Here is a 17,427-nt window from a genome sequence, read left to right as displayed (position 1 = left end):
AAAGAGTGTGCCTCGGTGACCGGACAACGCATCCTGGTTGTGGACGACGAGGCCCGAGTTCTCGCGTCGCTGCGGCGCGGGCTCGAACTTTCACACTTCGAGGTGGTCAGCGCGAGCGACGGTGCCCAAGCCCTCGCTCTGGTGCGCAGCGCCGAGCCGGACGCCATGGTGCTCGATGTGAATATGCCAAACCTCGACGGGACGGGCGTGGTTACGTCATTGCGCGCCATGGGCAACGACATCCCTATCTGCGTGTTGAGCGCCCGCACCGCGGTCAGCGATCGCATCGCCGCTCTGGAGCGTGGCGCCGACGATTACCTGACCAAGCCCTTCGACCTCGGTGAGCTCGTCGCCCGCCTACACGCGCTACTGCGCCGTCGGCCCATACAGATCCGGCTACCCGGTGATGACCGGCGCCAGGTCGGGCAGGTGCGGATCGACCGGTCCGGACATCGGGTGTACGCGAGTGGCCGGCAGGTAGAGCTGACCAAACGGGAGTTCGAGGTGCTCGCCCACTTGGCAGCGAACGTCGGCGTCGTACTCAGCCGCGAGCAGATCCTCTCCGCGGTGTGGGGCTACGACTTCAGCACCGACACCAACGTAGTGGATGTGTTCGTCTCCTACCTGCGGCGGAAGCTGGAAATGCACGGTGTGCCGCGGGTGATCCACACCGTGCGCGGGGTCGGATTCGTACTGCGGGAGGAAGCGTGAACGAATGTCGGCATCAGCACGATCGAACCCAGCGCGGACAAGTCTGCGGGGTCGGCCGGTGAGGCCGACGAAAGGCACCGGGTCACTGTCGTTGCGTGCTCGCGTGGCGCTGGTTTCAGGGGTTGTCGCGGCGCTTGTCGCGCTCACTCTCGGCATTGCCTATACCGCGCTGCTCGACGCCACGGGTTCGCGGCAGTTCGACAGAATAGTCTCGACCATGGGCGTGGCGCTCGCACCGCCGGGGGACGCGGCGCCGCCCCTGGTGATTCGGACTCGGTCCGCCCCGCCACCGGACCTCGACCACCCCCTCCCGCCACCGGACTCGGCCCTCCCCTTCCCGCCACCGGATCTCCCGCCACCCGGACAGCCCGGTGTAATCCGCACCGTCGTCGCGGGAGGGTCCAGACTGGTGGTGCGGCTGGAACCCGATCGCGCACCGGCGGCTTCGGCTATCCGCCGCGGCCAGCTCATCGGTATCGGGATCGGAATCGCGGGTGTGCTGCTCGCGGCGGTGCTCGGCTGGTTCCTCGCCGGTTACGCCGCACGGCCACTGCGCAGATTGGCGACCGCGACCCACGACATCGACACCCTCGAGCATTTACCGCCGCTCAGCGGCCGCGGCGCCCGTGAGGCGGAAGAACTCTCCGATGCCATCACTCGCATGCTCGCGCGACTCGAGGCCGCACACGGTGCCACCAATCGGGCACTCGCCGGCGCCCGGGACTTCGCCGCGGTCTGCGCGCACGAGCTGCGCACACCGCTCACCGCGATGCGCACCGACCTGCAAGTTCTGGCCACCAAGGAATTACCCGCCGAACAGCAGCGCGAAATACTCGCCGATGTCTTGCTCGCCGAGCGCCAGATCGAGAACACCTTGACCGATCTGGAACAACTCGCCGTCGGCGAACTCACCGAATCCGACGTCTTCGAACCCTTCGACCTCTGCGAAACCCTCGACCGCGCGGTACAGGACGCACGCCGCCGATACCCCGAGGTCGACATCGATCTCACCGAGTGTCCGCGGAGGACGGTGACCGGTCTACCCGGCGGGCTCATGCTCATCGTCACCAACGCGGTCGCCAACGCCGTACAGCACGGTCACGCGCACACCATCACGGTCTCGGCCCGCGGCGGCTCCGACGCTATCGAGATCACCATCGATGACGATGGCACCGGCATCCCTCCAACGCTTCTCCCGACCGCCTTCGACCGCTTCGTCAAGGGTCACGGATCCCCCGGCTCCGGCCTGGGCCTGGCCCTGGTCCAGCAACAAGCCGAACTCCATTCCGGCACAGCGGAACTGCACTCCAGTCCGCTGGGTGGCGTACGCCTGCGCGTCCGGATCGGCCCAGGGCTGTGAGTCGGAGCGCAGCAGCTACTTCCCTGTCGGCGAACCCGCACCGCAGAACGGCCGACTCAGCGCATACCGGGCATACCGGCGAAGAGGAACTCGAACACGGTCGGATGGTTCTGATAGATCCGGGTGGACGGGATGAACGGATTGACCTCCGAGGTGTCGGTCACCACGTAGTCGGCGTGGCTGCCCGGCACCCGGTCCAGGACGCCCGCGCAGCGCGGCCCGCCGGTGGCGTTCACCTTGGGCAGATCGTTCGGGTACTGGTAGGCCTCGGCCCCATACATGAAGCTGGCGTTGAACGAGGCGCCCGGGTTGCGGCCGCCCATCAGGTCGTCGGCCAGCGGCATCGCTTTGGCCAGACCGCGGATGACGCAGTCCAGGGAAGGTTTGTAGGCGTCGAGCAGTTCGGTGGTGGGCCGGAGCAGGTCCAGCGCGGTGGCCAGGTTCTGTTCGTTCTCGGTCAGGACCGCGCCGGTGGTATCGGACAGGCCGATCGTATCCAGCAGCAAGGCGTCGAAGCTCTGCTCGTTGTCGGTGAGCGTGTGACTCAGGGTGGTGGCATTGTCCACCGTGCGCAGCAGGTCCGGCGCGGTATCGGCGTAGAGGTTCGTCACCGCGGCGGTGGCCTGGAAATCGTGCTGGAGCGCGGGGATGCTCGGATTGATCTCGCGTAACAGCCGGTCCGCGTTCACCAGCAGATCACCGAGTCGCTCGCCGCGCCCCTGCAGCGCGGTACCGAGCGCGGTGAGCGTGGCGTTCAGTTTCGTCGGTTCGACCATGTTCAGGACTTCGGTGAGCCGTTCGAACAGCGTATTGAATTCGACGGTCACCGATTCGCCGCGCAGGACCTGGCCCGGTCGCAGGCGGCCGGCGGGCTGGGCCGGTTCCACGAAGTTCACGTATTTGGCGCCGAAGACCGTGGTGGAGCGAATATCGACCCCGGCGTTGCCAGGGACCAGGCGCATCAGGTCCGGGTTCATGTCGAGTTCGAGGCGGACCTCCCCGTCACGGGATTCGATCTTTCCGACCCGGCCGACCTCCGCGCCCCGGAATTTCACCTTGGCGTCGGGATCCATCACCAGTCCGCTGCGCGGTACCACGACCGCCACCGGTTCCTTCGGTGCGAACCCGCCGAAGAACATGACCAGCGAGAAGACCACTGCCGCGGCGATGACCAGCACCATCCCCAGCGCCGCGAACTTGTACCGCACGACAGCCCAGACCTTGTGCAGTGTCGTTGTCGGCCGATCGGACCGATTGTGTATCGGTACCACCACTCACCTGCCTCGAGCCGTTCGGCACCCCGGCGTACCGAACTGAACCGGATTTATGTCCAGACAGTTGTCCATGTTATGGCCGATTCAATCCGGGCGGGCGGTTTTCACCGATCACGTCCGGATTGCGCCGTATCACGCTGTTCTCGCAGGTAGAAAGTGAAAAAGGCCCGCTCACCACTGGGTGAGCGGGCCTCGATCATAAGCCGTTACGGCTACGGTTACAGCGCTTTCTCGATCGCCGAGATCAGCGTGTCCGCATCCGGTGTGGTAGTGGGCCGGAAACGCCCCAGCACACTCCCGTCCCGGTCGATCAGGAACTTCTCGAAGTTCCACTGCACATCACCGGCCACACCCTCGACGTCGGGGGTTTCGATGATCTCCCGGTACAGCCGATGCCGGCCGTCGCCGTTCACCTCGACCTTCTCCAACAGGGGAAAGTCCACACCGTAGGTGGTGGAACAGAACTGCTGGATCTCCTCGGCGCTGCCCGGCTCCTGCCCCATGAACTGATTGCACGGCACACCGACCACACTGAAACCGCGGTCACCGTAGTTCTTCTGCAGTTCGACCAGCCCGGTGTACTGCGGCGTGAGACCACATTTCGACGCGACGTTGACCAGCAGCACCACCCGGTCGCCGACCAGCTCACCGAGCGTGGACGCCGAACCCGACAGCGTGTTCACCGGGATATCCCGAACGTTCATTCGTACCGCACCTGCCAACTCTTGATTCCGTTTATCCACCCCGATCGCAACCGTACCGGATCGGAAACGGATTCCAGGTCGGGCATGGCGTCGGCGATCGCGTTGAACATCAGGTCGATTTCCAGCCGGGCCAGATTGGCGCCCACACAATAATGGGTGCCGGTACCGCCGAACCCGACATGCGGATTCGGATCGCGCAGGATATCGAAGGTGAACGGTTCGTCGAACCCCGCTTCGTCGAAATTGGCGGAACTGTAGAACAATCCGAGGCGCTGCCCCTTCTTGATCTCCTGTCCACCCAGGACATGGTCGGCGGTGGCGGTGCGTTGGAACGCGGTCACCGGGGTGGCCCAGCGCACGATCTCGTCCGGCGCGGTCCGCGGCCGCTGCTCCCGGTACAGCGCCCACTGTTCCGGATTGTCCACGAACGCCTTCATGCCGTGGGTGATGGCATTGCGGGTGGTCTCGTTACCGGCCACCGCGAGCAGGATGACGAAGAAACCGAACTCGTCGGAGGCCAGCCCCTCCCCGTCGACATCGGCGTTGACCAACTGGGTGACGATATCGTCGGCCGGACACGACCGCCGCTGTTCGGCCATGTTCCAGGCGTAGCCGAGGATCTCCGCCGAGGCCACGGTCGGGTCGCCGTATTCGGGATCGTCGTAGTTGAGCATCTGGTTCGACCAGTCGAACACCTTGCGCCGGTCCGCCTGCGGGACCCCGAGCAGTTCGGCGATCGCCTGCAGGGGCAGTTCGCAGGCGACCTGGGTGACGAAATCGCCGCCGCCGGTCTTCTTCGCCTCGTGCACGATGCGGTGCGCGCGCTCGGTGAGCGCCGCGCGCAATCCCTCCACCGCCCGCGGGGTGAAACCCTTGGAGATGATCCGGCGCACCTTGGAATGCTTCGGCGGGTCCATGTTCACCAGCAGCGCCTCGGTGAGCTGCATCTGGTCGGGGGTGATATCGCCGGGCAGCCGGACGATGGACCCCTTCTGCTGCGAGGAGTACAGCTCCGGGTTGCGGGACAGCTCCTTGACGTCCTCCAGCGTGCTGACCACCCAGTAGCCGCCGTCGTTGAAACCGCCCGACGTCTCGTCGGATTGGGCGTTCCACCACACCGGTGCGGTCCGGCGCAGGAGCGCGAATTCCTCGACCGGACTGCGATCGGCCCACAGTGCGGGGTCGGTGAAATCGAAACCCGGGGGCAGTGCCGTCGACATCAGGAGCCCTTTCCTTCTTCCGGGAGCGGTCGCAGCGGCGCTTCCGGTTGCACCTCGACCAGCACGAGATGGGCACCCCGCGGGGTCCCGACGACCGCCGACACCGCCCGGGCCAGATCGGAGGCCCGCAGCATGTACGGATGCCGCGCCAGCCCCCATGCCTGCCAGGACTCCAGCAGCGGTCCCACCACCTCGGGCGAGGCGTTCATGCCCATCCCGGTCACGGTCGGACCGGGCCGGACCAGCGAGGCCCGGACCCCGGTGCCCTCGAGTTCCATCCGCAGCTGCCGCACCATCGCCTCGACGCCGGCCTTGGCGGCGCTGTAGGCCCCGTTCCACGGCCGCGGCAGCGGCGCGCAGTCGGAGCTGATGAGCACCACATCGCCGCGCCGGCGGGCCAGCATGCCCTGCAGCACCGCATGGGCCATGCGGTGCGCGCCGATCAGATGGATCTGCACCTGATGCGCGAAATCGGCGGGGTCCATGTCCTGGATGAGGCCGAATTCGATATCGCCGGCCCCGGAGACCAGGATCTCGGTGGGCCCGACGGCCGCCTCGGCCGCGGCGACGAATTCGTCCACCGAGGCCTGGTCGGTCACATCCAGGCGGTGGGCGAACGCGGTGCCGCCGTCGGCCCGGATCTTCCCGGCCAGTTCTTCCAGGATCTCCACCCGGCGCGCGCCGAGCGCCACCGGATGGCCCTGCGCGGCCAATTCCACGGCGGTGGCGGCGCCGATACCCGACGAGGCGCCGGCCACGATGGTCGGCCGCTTGTCGGGATGAGGATCGAACCGGGGCATCTACCGCACCTCCACGGAAATCGGGAGCTTGGCGAAGCCCCGCACATTGGACGAGTGCACGCGGACGAATTCGTCCTCACGCACTCGGTAGGACTTCACCCGCGCGGCGAATTCGCGCAGCGCGACCGTTGCTTCCAGGCGGGCCAGATGGGCGCCGAGGCAGAAGTGCACACCGGCGCCGAAGCTGGCCAGATTGCCCTTCTCGGCGCGGTCCAGGTCGTAGCTGTCGGCATTGTCGAAGACCTCGCCGTCCCGGTTGGCCGAACCGATCAGCAGCAGCACCTTCGACCCCGCCGGGATGACCCGGCCGTGGTACTCCAGATCCTCGGTGGCGGTCCGCGCGACGATCTGACTGGAGGTGTCGTAGCGCAGGGTCTCCTCGACCCAGTCCGGCACCCGCTCCGGATCGGCGGTGACCTTGGCGTATTCCGCCGGGTTGCGGCCGGCCCAGTACAGGGCGTTGCCCAGCAGTTTGGTGGTGGTCTCGTTCCCGGCCACCACCATCAGGAACATGAAGCCGATGATCTCGTCGTCGGTGAGCCGGTCGCCGTCGATCTCGGCCCCGAGCAGCGCGGAGGTGAGGTCGTCGGTGGGTTTCTCCCGGCGTTGCGCGACCATCTCCGAGTAGTAGACCACCAGGTTCAGCGAGGCCTCGATCGCCGAATCCGGGACATCGGTCACCCCGTCTTCGCGGTGCATGACCATATCGGCCATATGGCGGATCTCGTCGCGGTCGGCGGCCGGTACCCCCATCAACTCGGAGATGACGTCCATCGGCAGTTTGCCCGCGAAGTCCTGGATCCAGTCGAATTCGCCGCGCTCGAGCGCCGGTTCGAGGTATTCCAGCGTCAGTTCCCGGATGCGGGTCTCCATATCGGCCACCCGTTTGGGGGTGAAACCTTTGAACACCAGCTTGCGCATCCGCATATGCCGGGGATCGTCCATGGCGAGGAACGACATGGTCTTGTGCGCGTGCGGCCCCCAGGCCGCGGGGTCGAGCGAGACGCCGTTGGCATTCGACAGCGCGGCGGCATTGCGGAATCCCGCGGTGACATCCGCGTGCCGCGACAGCGCGTAGAAATCGAGTTCCGCGTTGTAGTAGAGCGGCGCCTCCGCGCGCAGCCGGGCGTAGACCGGGTACGGGTCCTCGTGGAAGACGTAGTCGTAGGGATCGAAGGTCACCGGCTCCAACGATGCGGCCGTCATCGGACCCACCTCTGTTTCGATAACGAGTTCTCGCCGGGCTCGACCGATCGGCCGCCGGGGAGAGACACATAGCTGGACATGTGTCTGGACGGTACCAGCGGCGCGTCCCCGCGACAATGATCGTACGAGAATTAGCTGTTCGGAAGCATCGAGTCGGGCCGAACGCCGATATCGCCCCGGACTATCACACCCACTCCGGCCGAGTTCCGTGCACGATCGGCACCGAGCGTGAACGATAGAACCAGTTCTTGCACTAGAGAAAGAGTCCGGACTATATTCCAAACACCTGTCCAGACAGTATTGGGGTCTTTCATGAACAGTCTTCTGCCCGGCGACAGTTCCCGACTGCTGATCGGCGGCAGCCTCGTGCCCGGCGGCAACGGCGTGTTCGAGAATGTGAACCCGGCGACCGAAGAGGTCATCGGCACCGCGGCCGACGCGGACGCCGCCGATATGAATGCCGCGATCGCCGCCGCCCGCACCGCCTTCGACGAGACCGACTGGTCCCGTGACCACGCGTTCCGGGTCCGCTGCCTGGAGCAGTTGCAGGCCGGTCTGAAGGCGCACGCGGAGGAACTGCGCGAGATCACCGTCGCCGAGGTGGGCGCGCCGATCATGTTCACCAGCGGACCCCAGCTCGAGGGCCCCGTGGAGGACCTGAGTTTCGCCACGCGACTGGCCGCGAACTACGAATGGGAAACCGAACTCGGCGTGGCCGCGCCGATGGGTATCAGCACCCACCGGGCGCTGCGCCGCGAAGCGGTCGGCGTGGTCGGCGCGATCACCCCGTGGAACTTCCCGCACCAGATCAACTTCGCGAAATTGGGCCCGGCGCTGGCCGCCGGCAACACCGTCGTCCTCAAACCCGCCCCGGACACCCCGTGGTGTGCGGCGGCGCTGGCCTCGATCATCACCGAGGAGACCGAGATACCGCCCGGGGTGGTCAATATCGTCACCTCCGCCGATCACGGCCTGGGCGCCCAACTCTCCGGTGATCCGCGGGTCGACCTGATCAGTTTCACCGGCTCCACCAACACCGGTCGCGCCGTGATGGCCGCGGCCGCGGCCAATCTCAAGAAGACCTTCCTCGAACTCGGCGGAAAGTCGGCGTTCATCGTGCTCGACGACGCCGACCTCGCCACCGCGGTGGGCTATGCCGGGTTCTCGCTGTGTGTCCACGCCGGACAGGGCTGTGCCCTGTCCACGCGCCTGCTGGTGCCGCGGCACAAATACGAGGAGGCGCTCGAGGCCGCCGCGAACACCATGCGCGGTATCCGCCCCGGCGATCCGACGAACCCTGGAACCGTCTGCGGTCCGGTGATCTCCGACCGCCAGCGCACCCGGGTACTCGGCTATATCGACAGCGCCCGCGCCGACGGTGGCCGGATCGTGGCCGGCGGCGGCCGCCCGGCCGAACACGACCGGGGCTTCTATGTCGAACCCACCGTCATCGCCGACCTGGACAACAGCGCCAAAGCCGCCCAGGAGGAGATCTTCGGCCCGGTCCTGGTGGTGCTCCCGTACGACGGCGACGACGACGCCGTCCGGATCGCCAACGACTCCCCCTACGGCCTGTCCGGCGCGGTGTGGGGTAAGGACCCCGAGCGGATCCGCCGGGTCACCGACCGGGTGCGCACCGGCACGCTCGGCGTCAACGGCGGTATGTGGTACAGCGCCGACGCGCCCTTCGGTGGCTACAAACAGTCCGGTATCGGCCGCGAGATGGGCGTCGCCGGGTTCGAGGAGTACCTGGAGACCAAACTCGTCGCCACCGCGCAGTAGGCGCGCGGACCGCCCCACAGCAGCGGAAACCATTTCCGATCAAGCTTTCCCGATCAACGAGGAGCTCATCCCATGGCTCGTTTCACCGGTAGGACCGCCATCGTCACCGGCGCCGCCCGCGGTATCGGCGAGGTCTACGCGCAGGCGCTGGCCGCCGAGGGCGCGTCGGTCGTCGTCGCGGATCTCAACGAAGAGGGCGGCACCGCCGTCGCCGAGAAGATCGTGGCCGACGGCGGTACCGCGGCGTTCCACACCGTCGACGTGTCCGATCCCGATTCGGCGAAGGCACTGGCCGATTTCACCGTCGAGAAGTACGGCAGGATAGACCATCTGGTGAACAACGCCGCCATCTACGGCGGGATGAAGCTCGATCTGCTGCTCACCGTGCCGTGGGACTACTACAAGAAGTTCATGTCGGTGAACCTGGACGGCGCGCTGGTGATGACCCGCGCGGTCTGGGAGAACATGGCGGCAGGTGGCGGCGGTTCGATCGTCAACCAATCCTCCACCGCGGCCTGGGTGTACTCCGGCTTCTACGGCCTGGCGAAGGTCGGGATCAACGGTCTCACCCAGCAGCTGGCCACCGAACTCGGCGGATCGAATATCCGGGTCAACGCGATCGCCCCGGGGCCCACCGATACCGAGGCCACCAAGACCACCACCCCCGCGAGCATGGTCAAGGATATGGTGAACCGGCTGCCGCTCAAGCGGATGGGTACGCCCGACGATATGGCCGGCGCCCTGCTCTACCTGCTCTCCGACGACGCCTCCTGGGTCACCGGGCAGATCTTCTGCGTCGACGGCGGCCAGGTGATCCGGTAGTGAGCGCGGACTCCGCCGCCAGCACCCGGGTCGGTTTCATCGGCCTGGGCGATATGGGCGCGCCGATGGCGAGGAAACTGCTGGACTGGTCCGGCGGTCTCACCGTCTGCGATACCCGGCCCGAGGCAGTGGAACCGTTCACCGCCGCGGGCGCCGAGGCCGCCGCCACCGCGGCCGAACTGGCCGCGAAATGCGGGGTCATCAGTATCGCGGTGGTGAACGACCGGCAGGTCCGCGCCGTACTCACCGGAGAGAACGGGGTATTGAGTACCGCCGCGCCGGGCACCGTGGTGGCCGTGCACTCCACCATCGGCGACGAGTCCGCGGTGGAATTCGCCCGGCTCTGCGCCGAACGCGGCGTGCATCTGGTGGACGCCCCGATCAGCGGCGGGGCCGCGGGCGCGAACAGCGGCCGGCTGGCCGTGATGATCGGCGGCGGCGCCGACGCGGTCGCGGCCGTGCGCGAACCCTTCGGCTGCTTCGCCGATCTGGTGGTGCACGCCGGTGAGGTCGGGGCCGGCACCCGCATGAAACTGGCCCGCAACCTGCTGCACTTCATCTCGTTCACCGCCGCCACCGAGGCCCAGCGGCTGGCCGAGGCCGCCGGGCTCGATATCACCGCACTGGGCAAGGTGGTCCGCCACTCCGACGCGGTGACCGGCGGTGCGGGTTCGATCATGCTGCGCGATACCACCGCCCCCATCGCGGCGGACGATTTCTGGTTGCCGATCCTCACCCATGTCCGGGAACTCGGGGAGAAGGATCTGTCCCTCGCGCTCGACCTGGGCGGCCGGGTCGACGCCGAGCTGCCCCTGGCCGCGCTGGCACTGACCCGCCTCGGCGAAGGACTGGGCGTCGGGCGCGGCGAGATCGCCGCCGCGCGGTACGGAGTCACCGCCGCGCCGCAAGACGCCCCCACCGCTGAGCGGGACGGCCACCCCACCCCCGCGTCGGGACGTGCCACCATCGCCGCACAGCCGGCCGCCCCGGGGACCCCGGCAGCCGGCGCGCAGAACGACAGTAAGGAATCCGAATAATGGCCGACCCCACATCTCTCCGACCGTTACCCGCCGCCGAGGTCACCGAGTGGGACCGCACCGCCGATGTGGTTGTGGCCGGCTACGGGATCGCCGGTGTCTGCGCCGCGATCGAGGCGGCGCGGGCCGGGTCGAACGTGCTGATCCTGGAACGCACCAGCGGCTGGGGCGGTGCGGCGGCGCTGGCCGGCGGTTTCATCTACCTCGGTGGCGGCACGCCGTTGCAGAAGGCACTCGGGTTCGCGGACAGTCCGGAGAACATGGAGAAGTTCATGGTCGCCGCGCTGGGTCCGGGGGTGGACCGCGCGAAGATCGCCGACTACTGCCGCGGCAGCGTCGAGCACTACGAATGGCTGGTCGCCAACGGTGTGCCCTTCAAAGAGGAATTCTGGGGCGAACCCGGCTGGGAACCCCCGCACGACGAGGGACTGATGTACTCCGGCGGGGAGAACGCCGCCCCGTTCAACACCGTCGCCGACCCGGCTCCGCGCGGCCACGTCCCGCAGATGAGCAACAAGCGGACCGGTTCCAAGGGCGGCGGCTACATGCTGATGAAACCGCTGGCCGAAACCGCCGAGAAGCTCGGCGTCACCGCCGAATACGACACCCGGATCCAGCGTCTGGTGGTCGACGGCGACCGGGTGGTCGGTGTGGTCGCCAAGCAGTACGGCAAGGAGCTGACCATCCGGGCCGAACGCGGGGTCGTCCTGGCCACCGGCAGCTTCGCCTATCACGACCAGATGATCGAGGGTTTCGCGCCGCGGCTCATCGGCCGTCCGGGCGCCGCCATCGAGGAACACGACGGGATCGCCATCCGGATCGCGCAGGCGCTCGGCGCCGATCTGGCCCATATGGACGCCACCGAGGTGGCGTTCTTCGGAGATCCGCAGATGATGGCGCGCGGCATCCTGGTGAACGGCCGCGGCCAGCGGTACGTCCCCGAGGACACCTACCCCGGCCGGATCGGGCAGATGACCCTGTTCCACCAGGAGAACCAGGCGTTCCTGATCATCGGAGAGGCCGCCTACGAGGAATCGCTGACCACCGAGACCTCCACCCCGTTCTTCCGCCAGCCGCCGACCTGGGCGGCGGAGACGATCGCCGAACTCGAATCCGATATCGGCCTGCCCGAACTGGCCCTGCAGACCACGGTCGAGCTGTACAACAAGCACGCCGCGAACGGTCAGGACCCGCTGCTGGGCAAGAAGACGGAGTGGACCAAGCCCCTGGAAGGGCCGTTCGCCGCGTTCGATATGCGTGGGTTCACCGCGGGATTCACCCTGGGCGGTCTGCGTACCGATCTCGATTCCCGGGTCCTGCACGTGAACGGCGAACCCATTCCCGGACTGTTCGCCGCCGGTCGCTGCACCTCCGGTGTCTGCGCGGGCGGATACGCCAGCGGGACCTCGCTGGGTGACGGCAGTTTCTACGGCCGCCGGGCCGGGATTGCGGCCGCGAAGAACTGAAACGGTACATTCAGACACATGTCCGAAGGTGAACCCCTCGTCGTCGAAGCGACTCGCCGGCGCCTGTCCGCGAAACAGGCCGATACAGTCGACAAACTGACGAAGGCCGCGGTGGAGGTACTGACGCGCGAGGGGTTCGCGGGCATGACCATCCGGATGGTCGCCGCCGCGGCCGGGGTCGGCACCGCCACCGCGTACACCTACTTCTCGTCGAAGGAACACCTGGTAGCCGAGATCTTCTGGCGGCGGCTGGTGGCGGCGCCTTCACCGGTCAGCGAGGATCCCGATCCCACGGTCCGGGTGGTGGCCGAACTGCGTGCCATCGCCATGCTGGTCGCCGACGACCAGGAGGTCTCCGGCGCGGTCACCAGCGCCATGCTCGGCCGTGATCCCGATGTGGCCCATCTGCGCGCCCGCATCGGCCTGGAGATCCGCACGCGGATCGAGCGCGCATTGGGTCCCGACCCGGACCCGGAGGTGGTCGTCTCGCTGGAACTGGTCTACGCGGGCGCGCTCGTCCGGGCCGGTATGGGATATGCCTCCTACGCCGATATCGCCGACCTCATCGAGAAATCCGCGCTGTTGATCCTGCGCTGAGCATCGGAGCTTCGAGAAGTGAACAACCGCCCCAAACAGCTCGACTCGTCCTTCGTGCCGACTGTCATCAAGTACATGTCCAAGGTCAACACCTGGGCCTACCGGAAAACCGGCGGCCGGATCGGTGGCACCTGGCGGGTCGGGGCGGGCTTCCGCAAACCGGTGCCCACACTGCTGCTGGAACACACCGGCCGCAAATCCGGTAAGCAGTTCACGGTGCCGCTGCTGTTCCTGCGCGACGACGCGAACATCATCGTGGTCGCGTCGCAGGGCGGGTTGCCGAAGAACCCGCAGTGGTACTACAACCTCGTCGCGCAGCCGGATACCACGGTGCAGATCGGCAAGGACCGGATCCCGGTGCGGGCCCGCCTCGCCGACGACGCCGAACGCGACCGGCTGTGGCCGAAACTGCTCGAACTGTACGCGGATTTCGAGAACTACCAGTCGTGGACCGAACGCCGTATCCCGGTGTTCGTGCTGGAGCCCCGTACGCCCTGACAGCTCCGGGGCGGTCCCGCCCGGATAGGGCGCCGGTCGCGATCGATTCCCGTGATGCCGCCGCCGACGGGCCGACGGTCACCGCCCGCCACACCGCAACGGTGCCGGCGATCACCGACTCGACCGGATCGGTGGAGGCGACGATCCAATCGTCGAGTTCACCGGCAGGGCGTCGCATCGGGAAGCGCGGCCGAGAGCATGACAGCGACGCTCGCATGGAGCTGCTCTGGTGGCACCCCGTCTCTGGACTGGACCGGGAGACCGTTGAGAAAGATCGACAGAGCCTGTCCGAGGGCCTCGACGTCGGTGTTCGCGCCGAGTTGGCGTTCGCGAACGGCTTGTCCGACTCGTCCGATGATCGACTCTGTGCGTGAGCGCCGGTGTTCAGCGAGCCACGTCTGAATCGTGTGGTGCTTCTCGGTGCAGTTGGTCGCCGCGGTGACGACCAGGCAGCCGCGAGGCGACGGCCGGGTATAGACGTCGATCGCCTCATGGAACATGCGCTCGAGAGCACGCCTCACGTCCGGTTCCGATGCCAGTGCGCGGTCGGCGAAGCCACCCTCCTCTCGTTCCTAGAGCATGACGGCCTCGCGGAACAGCTGCTCTTTGGAGCCGAACGCCGCATACAGGCTGGCGGAGGCCAGCCCGGTCGCGGCTACGAGGTCGGCGAGAGAGACGCCTTCGTAACCCCGTTCCCAGAACAGGGCTTGCGCTCGGGTGAGCGCGATGTCGCGGTCGAACTCCCGCGGTCTCCCGGCCATACGTCTCTCCTTTCACGTGGCTTACATTGTTGCGAACTGGTCGATCACGACCAGTCCGGCGGTGCCGAAGTCGCGCATGCCGGCAAGCACTCCGCCGGCGTGCTCGAGCGGGACGCGTCGGGTGATCAGGGCTCCTGGGTCCAGCCGGCGGTTGGCGATCATCGCCAGCATGGTGTCGAAACTGTGTGCCGCCACTGCAGCGAGCACCACCCCGATCGCTCCTGTTCATTTACTGATGGCGGTCTCAAAGGGGCGGTGCATCACCGCTGTTCAGATGTTCGGCGTCGACCTCGGCAGAGCTGCGGTATCCGTGGATCCCGCGGGGACGGTGGTTGCATTCACAGGCGCTGGCGTCGAGGTCGGCTTGGCCGGATCGACGCAGGTCAGCGCTCTGGGATAGATATCGGCGCAACAGCTGGTCGGTGTTCTCCGGGCGCGCACCGCCGCCGGTCCGCGAGAGCCACGAACACGAACGGCGACACCCGGCCGGATGCCGCCTCTCGACGGCTGCGCGTACCGCTCAGGCCTGCGCGGGCACGTGGGCCCGCTCGGCGCCGAGGGTGGTGTCGGGGCCGTGCCCGGTGTGTACCACGGTCTGCTCCGGCAATGCGAACAATCGTTCGTTGATGGAGGCGAGGATGGTCGGATAGTCGGAATAGGACCGGCCGGTCGCGCCGGGTCCGCCCTCGAACAACGTATCGCCACTGAATACCTCGCCGCCCTCGGCGAAGTACAGACAGCACGACCCCGGTGAATGTCCCGGCGTGTGCAGGACCCGCAATTCCGCGCCACCGACCCCGAACACCTCGCCGTCGGCCAGCGGCCGGTACTCCACGCCGGGATGGGTCTGCTGCCAGAGCATATCGTCCTCGGGATGCAGGAAGATCGGCGCACCGGTGGCCGCCGACAGCGTAGGCGCCACGGTGACGTGGTCGTTGTGCGCGTGCGTGCACACGACGGCGGTCACCCGGCGCCCGGCCACGGCGCCGAGAATCGGCTGCGCGTCGTGCGCTGCGTCGATGATCAGTACTTCGTTGTCGTCGCCGACGAGCCAGATATTGTTCGCGACGTCCCAGCAGCCGCCGTCGAGGCAGAACTGCCCCTCGGTGACGATCCGTTCGACCCGGGCCGTCACAGGACCACCACCGAGCGCAGGACCTGACCTCCGTGCATGGTGTGGAAGGCCTCCTCCACCGCGTCCAGCCCGATACGCTCGGTCACGAACTTGTCCAACGGCAACCGGCCCTGCCGGTACAGGTCGATCAGCATCGGGAAATCCCGTTCCGGCAGGCAGTCCCCGTACCAGGACGATTTGAGCGCGCCACCGCGGCTGAAGAAATCGATCAGCGGCATCTCCAGCGTCATATCGGGGGTCGGCACTCCGACCAGCACCACGGTGCCGGCCAGGTCGCGCGCGTAGAACGCCTGCTTCCAGGTCTCCGGGCGGCCGACCGCGTCGATCACCACATCGGCGCCGAATCCACCGGTGAGGTCCTGGATTCCGGCGACCGCGTCGGTGGCGGACGCGTCGATGGTGTGGGTCGCGCCCAGTTCGCGCGCCCAGTCGAGTTTCCGGGCGTCGGTATCCACCGCGATGATGGTGCCCGCCCCGGCCAGCCGGGCGCCCGCGATCGCCGCGTCGCCGACCCCACCGCAGCCCAGCACCGCCACCGAATCGCCGCGGCCGACATTGCCGGTGTTCACGGCCGCGCCCAGACCAGCCATCACGCCACAGCCCAGCAGGCCGGCGACCGCCGGGTCGGTGGCCGGATCGACCTTGGTGCACTGCCCTTCGTGGACGAGGGTCTTGTCGGCGAAGGCTCCGATCCCGAGTGCCGGGGTGAGTTCGGTGCCGTCCTCGAGCGTCATGGGCTCACTGGCGTTGAAGGTGTCGAAGCAGTACCAGGGCCGGCCGCGCTTACAGGCGCGGCACTGGCCGCAGACCGCCCGCCAGTTCAGGACGACGAAATCACCCGGTTCCACATGGGTAACCGCCGAACCCACCGTTTCCACCACACCCGCGGCCTCGTGGCCGAGCAGAAACGGGAATTCGTCGTTGATCCCGCCCTCGCGGTAGGTGAGATCGGTGTGGCAGACCCCGCACGCCTGGATCTTCACCACCACATCCCGGGGGCCGGGGTCGGGTATCACGATCGGGACCAATTCGACCGGGGCTCCGGAACTGCGGGCGATGACACCTCGAACCTGCTGGGGCACAGCGTCTCCTCTCGGGCGGTAATGCGGCAATGCGCGACAGCGCATACGTTATCCGCCCGCGCGCGTCACGGGCAGTGCCCGCCGCGCCGGGCGGGCCATCACCGGGGGGTGATCGGCAACGAACGAGCGGCCGGAACGCAGTGTGGCGGAGCACCCGCCGGGCGCACCGCCACACTGTCGGCAAATGCTCAGAGAACTCCCCAGGCCTGCAGCAGATAGGTCACGTTGGCGGCGATGGACGTAACGACATTCACCAGATTCAAGACCGCGGACCCGGCTTCGATCATGTTCTTCTCTTCTTCCGAACGGACCCGACCCGAGCCCAAAGTACCGAGGAAGCCGAAGTCGGGCAAACAATTGATCAACCGGACAGCAGGCCGAGAGCGACCGCCCAGCTTGCCGATCACTTATCCGAAAAAGTGATCGGACACGTGTCCCACTCAGTGCGCAGCCCGAGGCGCACAAGCCCGTTCGCCCGTTCGGATCGGCCGCGACCGGACGCGTACCCGGACCACGCCGGCCGGCTCAGCCGGCGATACGAGCCTCGGGTTCGGGACCGGGCCCGTCGGCACGCAGCTTGAGCAGGGTCAGCCCCGCGGTGCACGCCAGGATGAGGCCGATCACGGTGATGATCACCTGCAGGGTCCCGATACCGAAAGCCGCCGCACCCAGCCCACCGGCGAAGACAAGCCAGCCCAGCACTCTGCCCACTGTCGCACCCGCGCCACCCGATACAGGATCCGCCGCCGGCTCCGGAGCCGGCGCCGCGGCGGACTCCTCCGCCGCGCCCGGCAGGTCGGTGGTGGTCTGGTCTCCCATCATCTACTCCTCGATGGCGCCGATCCGGAAATCGTTACGCGCCTACCACTTCAGTGCACGGTCACCGAGAACTCCGGCGCCTCATGCGTCACTTCAGCAACATACGCTACGACCACAACCCGAAGATTGTTACGCGACACAAGCCCGCGACAC

19 protein-coding genes are annotated in these 17,427 nt (G+C 67.3%); 8 read left to right on the top strand and 11 right to left on the bottom strand.

Annotation, left to right across the window (positions count from 1 at the left end; genetic code table 11):
• The first annotated feature begins 15 nt into the window (after nucleotides 1-15).
• Complete coding sequence (locus NS4_RS26210) at nucleotides 16-711, top strand: response regulator transcription factor (protein ID WP_063062163.1); 696 nt, start codon at nucleotides 16-18, stop codon at nucleotides 709-711.
• A 103-nt stretch (nucleotides 712-814) separates the two neighbouring features.
• Nucleotides 815-2,071 (top strand): sensor histidine kinase, encoded by a 1,257-nt coding sequence (locus tag NS4_RS26205; protein ID WP_245665734.1) that lies wholly within the window; start codon nucleotides 815-817, stop codon nucleotides 2,069-2,071.
• Nucleotides 2,072-2,127: 56 nt separating this feature from the next.
• On the opposite strand, the gene NS4_RS26200 is transcribed toward NS4_RS26205, so the two are convergent.
• From NS4_RS26200 to NS4_RS26180, 5 genes are all read right to left on the bottom strand, one after another.
• Nucleotides 2,128-3,279 carry an MCE family protein gene (locus NS4_RS26200; RefSeq protein ID WP_084487735.1) on the bottom strand — a complete coding sequence of 384 codons (1,152 nt, stop codon included), beginning with the start codon at nucleotides 3,277-3,279 and terminating at the stop codon, nucleotides 2,128-2,130.
• 284 nt (nucleotides 3,280-3,563) lie between these two features.
• On the bottom strand, nucleotides 3,564-4,049 hold the full coding sequence (locus NS4_RS26195) for a glutathione peroxidase (protein ID WP_063062161.1): 486 nt from the start codon (nucleotides 4,047-4,049) through the stop codon (nucleotides 3,564-3,566).
• Nucleotides 4,046-5,269, bottom strand: a complete 1,224-nt coding sequence (locus NS4_RS26190) for a cytochrome P450 (RefSeq protein WP_169811815.1) — start codon at nucleotides 5,267-5,269, stop codon at nucleotides 4,046-4,048. Before NS4_RS26190 ends, NS4_RS26195 begins: the two co-directional genes overlap by 4 nt.
• Nucleotides 5,269-6,069, bottom strand: a complete 801-nt coding sequence (locus tag NS4_RS26185) for an SDR family oxidoreductase (protein ID WP_063062160.1) — start codon at nucleotides 6,067-6,069, stop codon at nucleotides 5,269-5,271. Before NS4_RS26185 ends, NS4_RS26190 begins: the two co-directional genes overlap by 1 nt.
• The gene (locus tag NS4_RS26180; protein WP_063062159.1) at nucleotides 6,070-7,275 is read right to left on the bottom strand and encodes a cytochrome P450; all 1,206 of its coding nucleotides are present in this window, start codon (nucleotides 7,273-7,275) and stop codon (nucleotides 6,070-6,072) included.
• 312 nt (nucleotides 7,276-7,587) lie between these two features.
• On the opposite strand from NS4_RS26180, the gene NS4_RS26175 reads away from it, so the two are divergent.
• The 6 genes from NS4_RS26175 to NS4_RS26150 all read left to right on the top strand — a co-directional run bounded on the left by NS4_RS26175 (nucleotide 7,588) and on the right by NS4_RS26150 (nucleotide 13,477).
• The gene (locus tag NS4_RS26175; RefSeq protein WP_063062158.1) at nucleotides 7,588-9,057 is read left to right on the top strand and encodes an aldehyde dehydrogenase; all 1,470 of its coding nucleotides are present in this window, start codon (nucleotides 7,588-7,590) and stop codon (nucleotides 9,055-9,057) included.
• Nucleotides 9,058-9,129: 72 nt separating this feature from the next.
• The gene (locus tag NS4_RS26170) at nucleotides 9,130-9,879 is read left to right on the top strand and encodes an SDR family oxidoreductase (protein ID WP_063062157.1); all 750 of its coding nucleotides are present in this window, start codon (nucleotides 9,130-9,132) and stop codon (nucleotides 9,877-9,879) included.
• Nucleotides 9,879-10,916, top strand: coding sequence for an NAD(P)-dependent oxidoreductase (locus NS4_RS26165; protein ID WP_281219954.1), 1,038 nt, complete (start codon nucleotides 9,879-9,881; stop codon nucleotides 10,914-10,916). The genes NS4_RS26170 and NS4_RS26165 overlap by 1 nt, the downstream gene beginning before the upstream one ends.
• Complete coding sequence (locus NS4_RS26160; protein WP_063062156.1) at nucleotides 10,916-12,382, top strand: FAD-dependent oxidoreductase; 1,467 nt, start codon at nucleotides 10,916-10,918, stop codon at nucleotides 12,380-12,382. Before NS4_RS26165 ends, NS4_RS26160 begins: the two co-directional genes overlap by 1 nt.
• 18 nt (nucleotides 12,383-12,400) lie before the next feature.
• Nucleotides 12,401-12,979 carry a TetR/AcrR family transcriptional regulator gene (locus tag NS4_RS26155; RefSeq protein ID WP_039824411.1) on the top strand — a complete coding sequence of 193 codons (579 nt, stop codon included), beginning with the start codon at nucleotides 12,401-12,403 and terminating at the stop codon, nucleotides 12,977-12,979.
• A gap of 75 nt (nucleotides 12,980-13,054) precedes the next feature.
• On the top strand, nucleotides 13,055-13,477 hold the full coding sequence (locus NS4_RS26150; RefSeq protein ID WP_084487733.1) for a nitroreductase family deazaflavin-dependent oxidoreductase: 423 nt from the start codon (nucleotides 13,055-13,057) through the stop codon (nucleotides 13,475-13,477).
• A 158-nt stretch (nucleotides 13,478-13,635) separates the two neighbouring features.
• Here NS4_RS26150 and NS4_RS33000 read toward each other — a convergent pair whose 3' ends face one another.
• The 6 genes from NS4_RS33000 to NS4_RS33545 form a co-directional block, all read right to left on the bottom strand.
• Nucleotides 13,636-13,977 (bottom strand): TetR family transcriptional regulator C-terminal domain-containing protein, encoded by a 342-nt coding sequence (locus NS4_RS33000; RefSeq protein WP_218020411.1) that lies wholly within the window; start codon nucleotides 13,975-13,977, stop codon nucleotides 13,636-13,638.
• Between the two features lie 72 nt (nucleotides 13,978-14,049).
• Nucleotides 14,050-14,238 carry a helix-turn-helix domain-containing protein gene (locus NS4_RS32995; protein WP_218020410.1) on the bottom strand — a complete coding sequence of 63 codons (189 nt, stop codon included), beginning with the start codon at nucleotides 14,236-14,238 and terminating at the stop codon, nucleotides 14,050-14,052.
• Nucleotides 14,239-14,259: 21 nt separating this feature from the next.
• A complete protein-coding gene (locus NS4_RS32455; RefSeq protein ID WP_157106251.1) occupies nucleotides 14,260-14,448 on the bottom strand; it encodes a hypothetical protein in 189 nt (62 codons plus the stop codon).
• Nucleotides 14,449-14,758: 310 nt separating this feature from the next.
• Nucleotides 14,759-15,373 (bottom strand): MBL fold metallo-hydrolase, encoded by a 615-nt coding sequence (locus NS4_RS26140; protein ID WP_063062154.1) that lies wholly within the window; start codon nucleotides 15,371-15,373, stop codon nucleotides 14,759-14,761.
• A complete protein-coding gene (locus NS4_RS26135) occupies nucleotides 15,370-16,455 on the bottom strand; it encodes an S-(hydroxymethyl)mycothiol dehydrogenase (protein ID WP_063062153.1) in 1,086 nt (361 codons plus the stop codon). The genes NS4_RS26140 and NS4_RS26135 overlap by 4 nt, the downstream gene beginning before the upstream one ends.
• Nucleotides 16,456-16,980: 525 nt before the next feature.
• A complete protein-coding gene (locus NS4_RS33545) occupies nucleotides 16,981-17,274 on the bottom strand; it encodes a hypothetical protein (RefSeq protein WP_245665732.1) in 294 nt (97 codons plus the stop codon).
• Nucleotides 17,275-17,427: the final 153 nt, after the last annotated feature.

The sequence above is a fragment of the Nocardia sienata NBRC 100364 genome (genome assembly GCF_001613205.1).
GTDB classification, from domain to species: Bacteria; Actinomycetota; Actinomycetes; order Mycobacteriales; family Mycobacteriaceae; genus Nocardia; species Nocardia sienata.
Note: the sequence above shows the minus strand (reverse complement) of the source record. Positions and strands in the feature narration are given on the sequence as shown.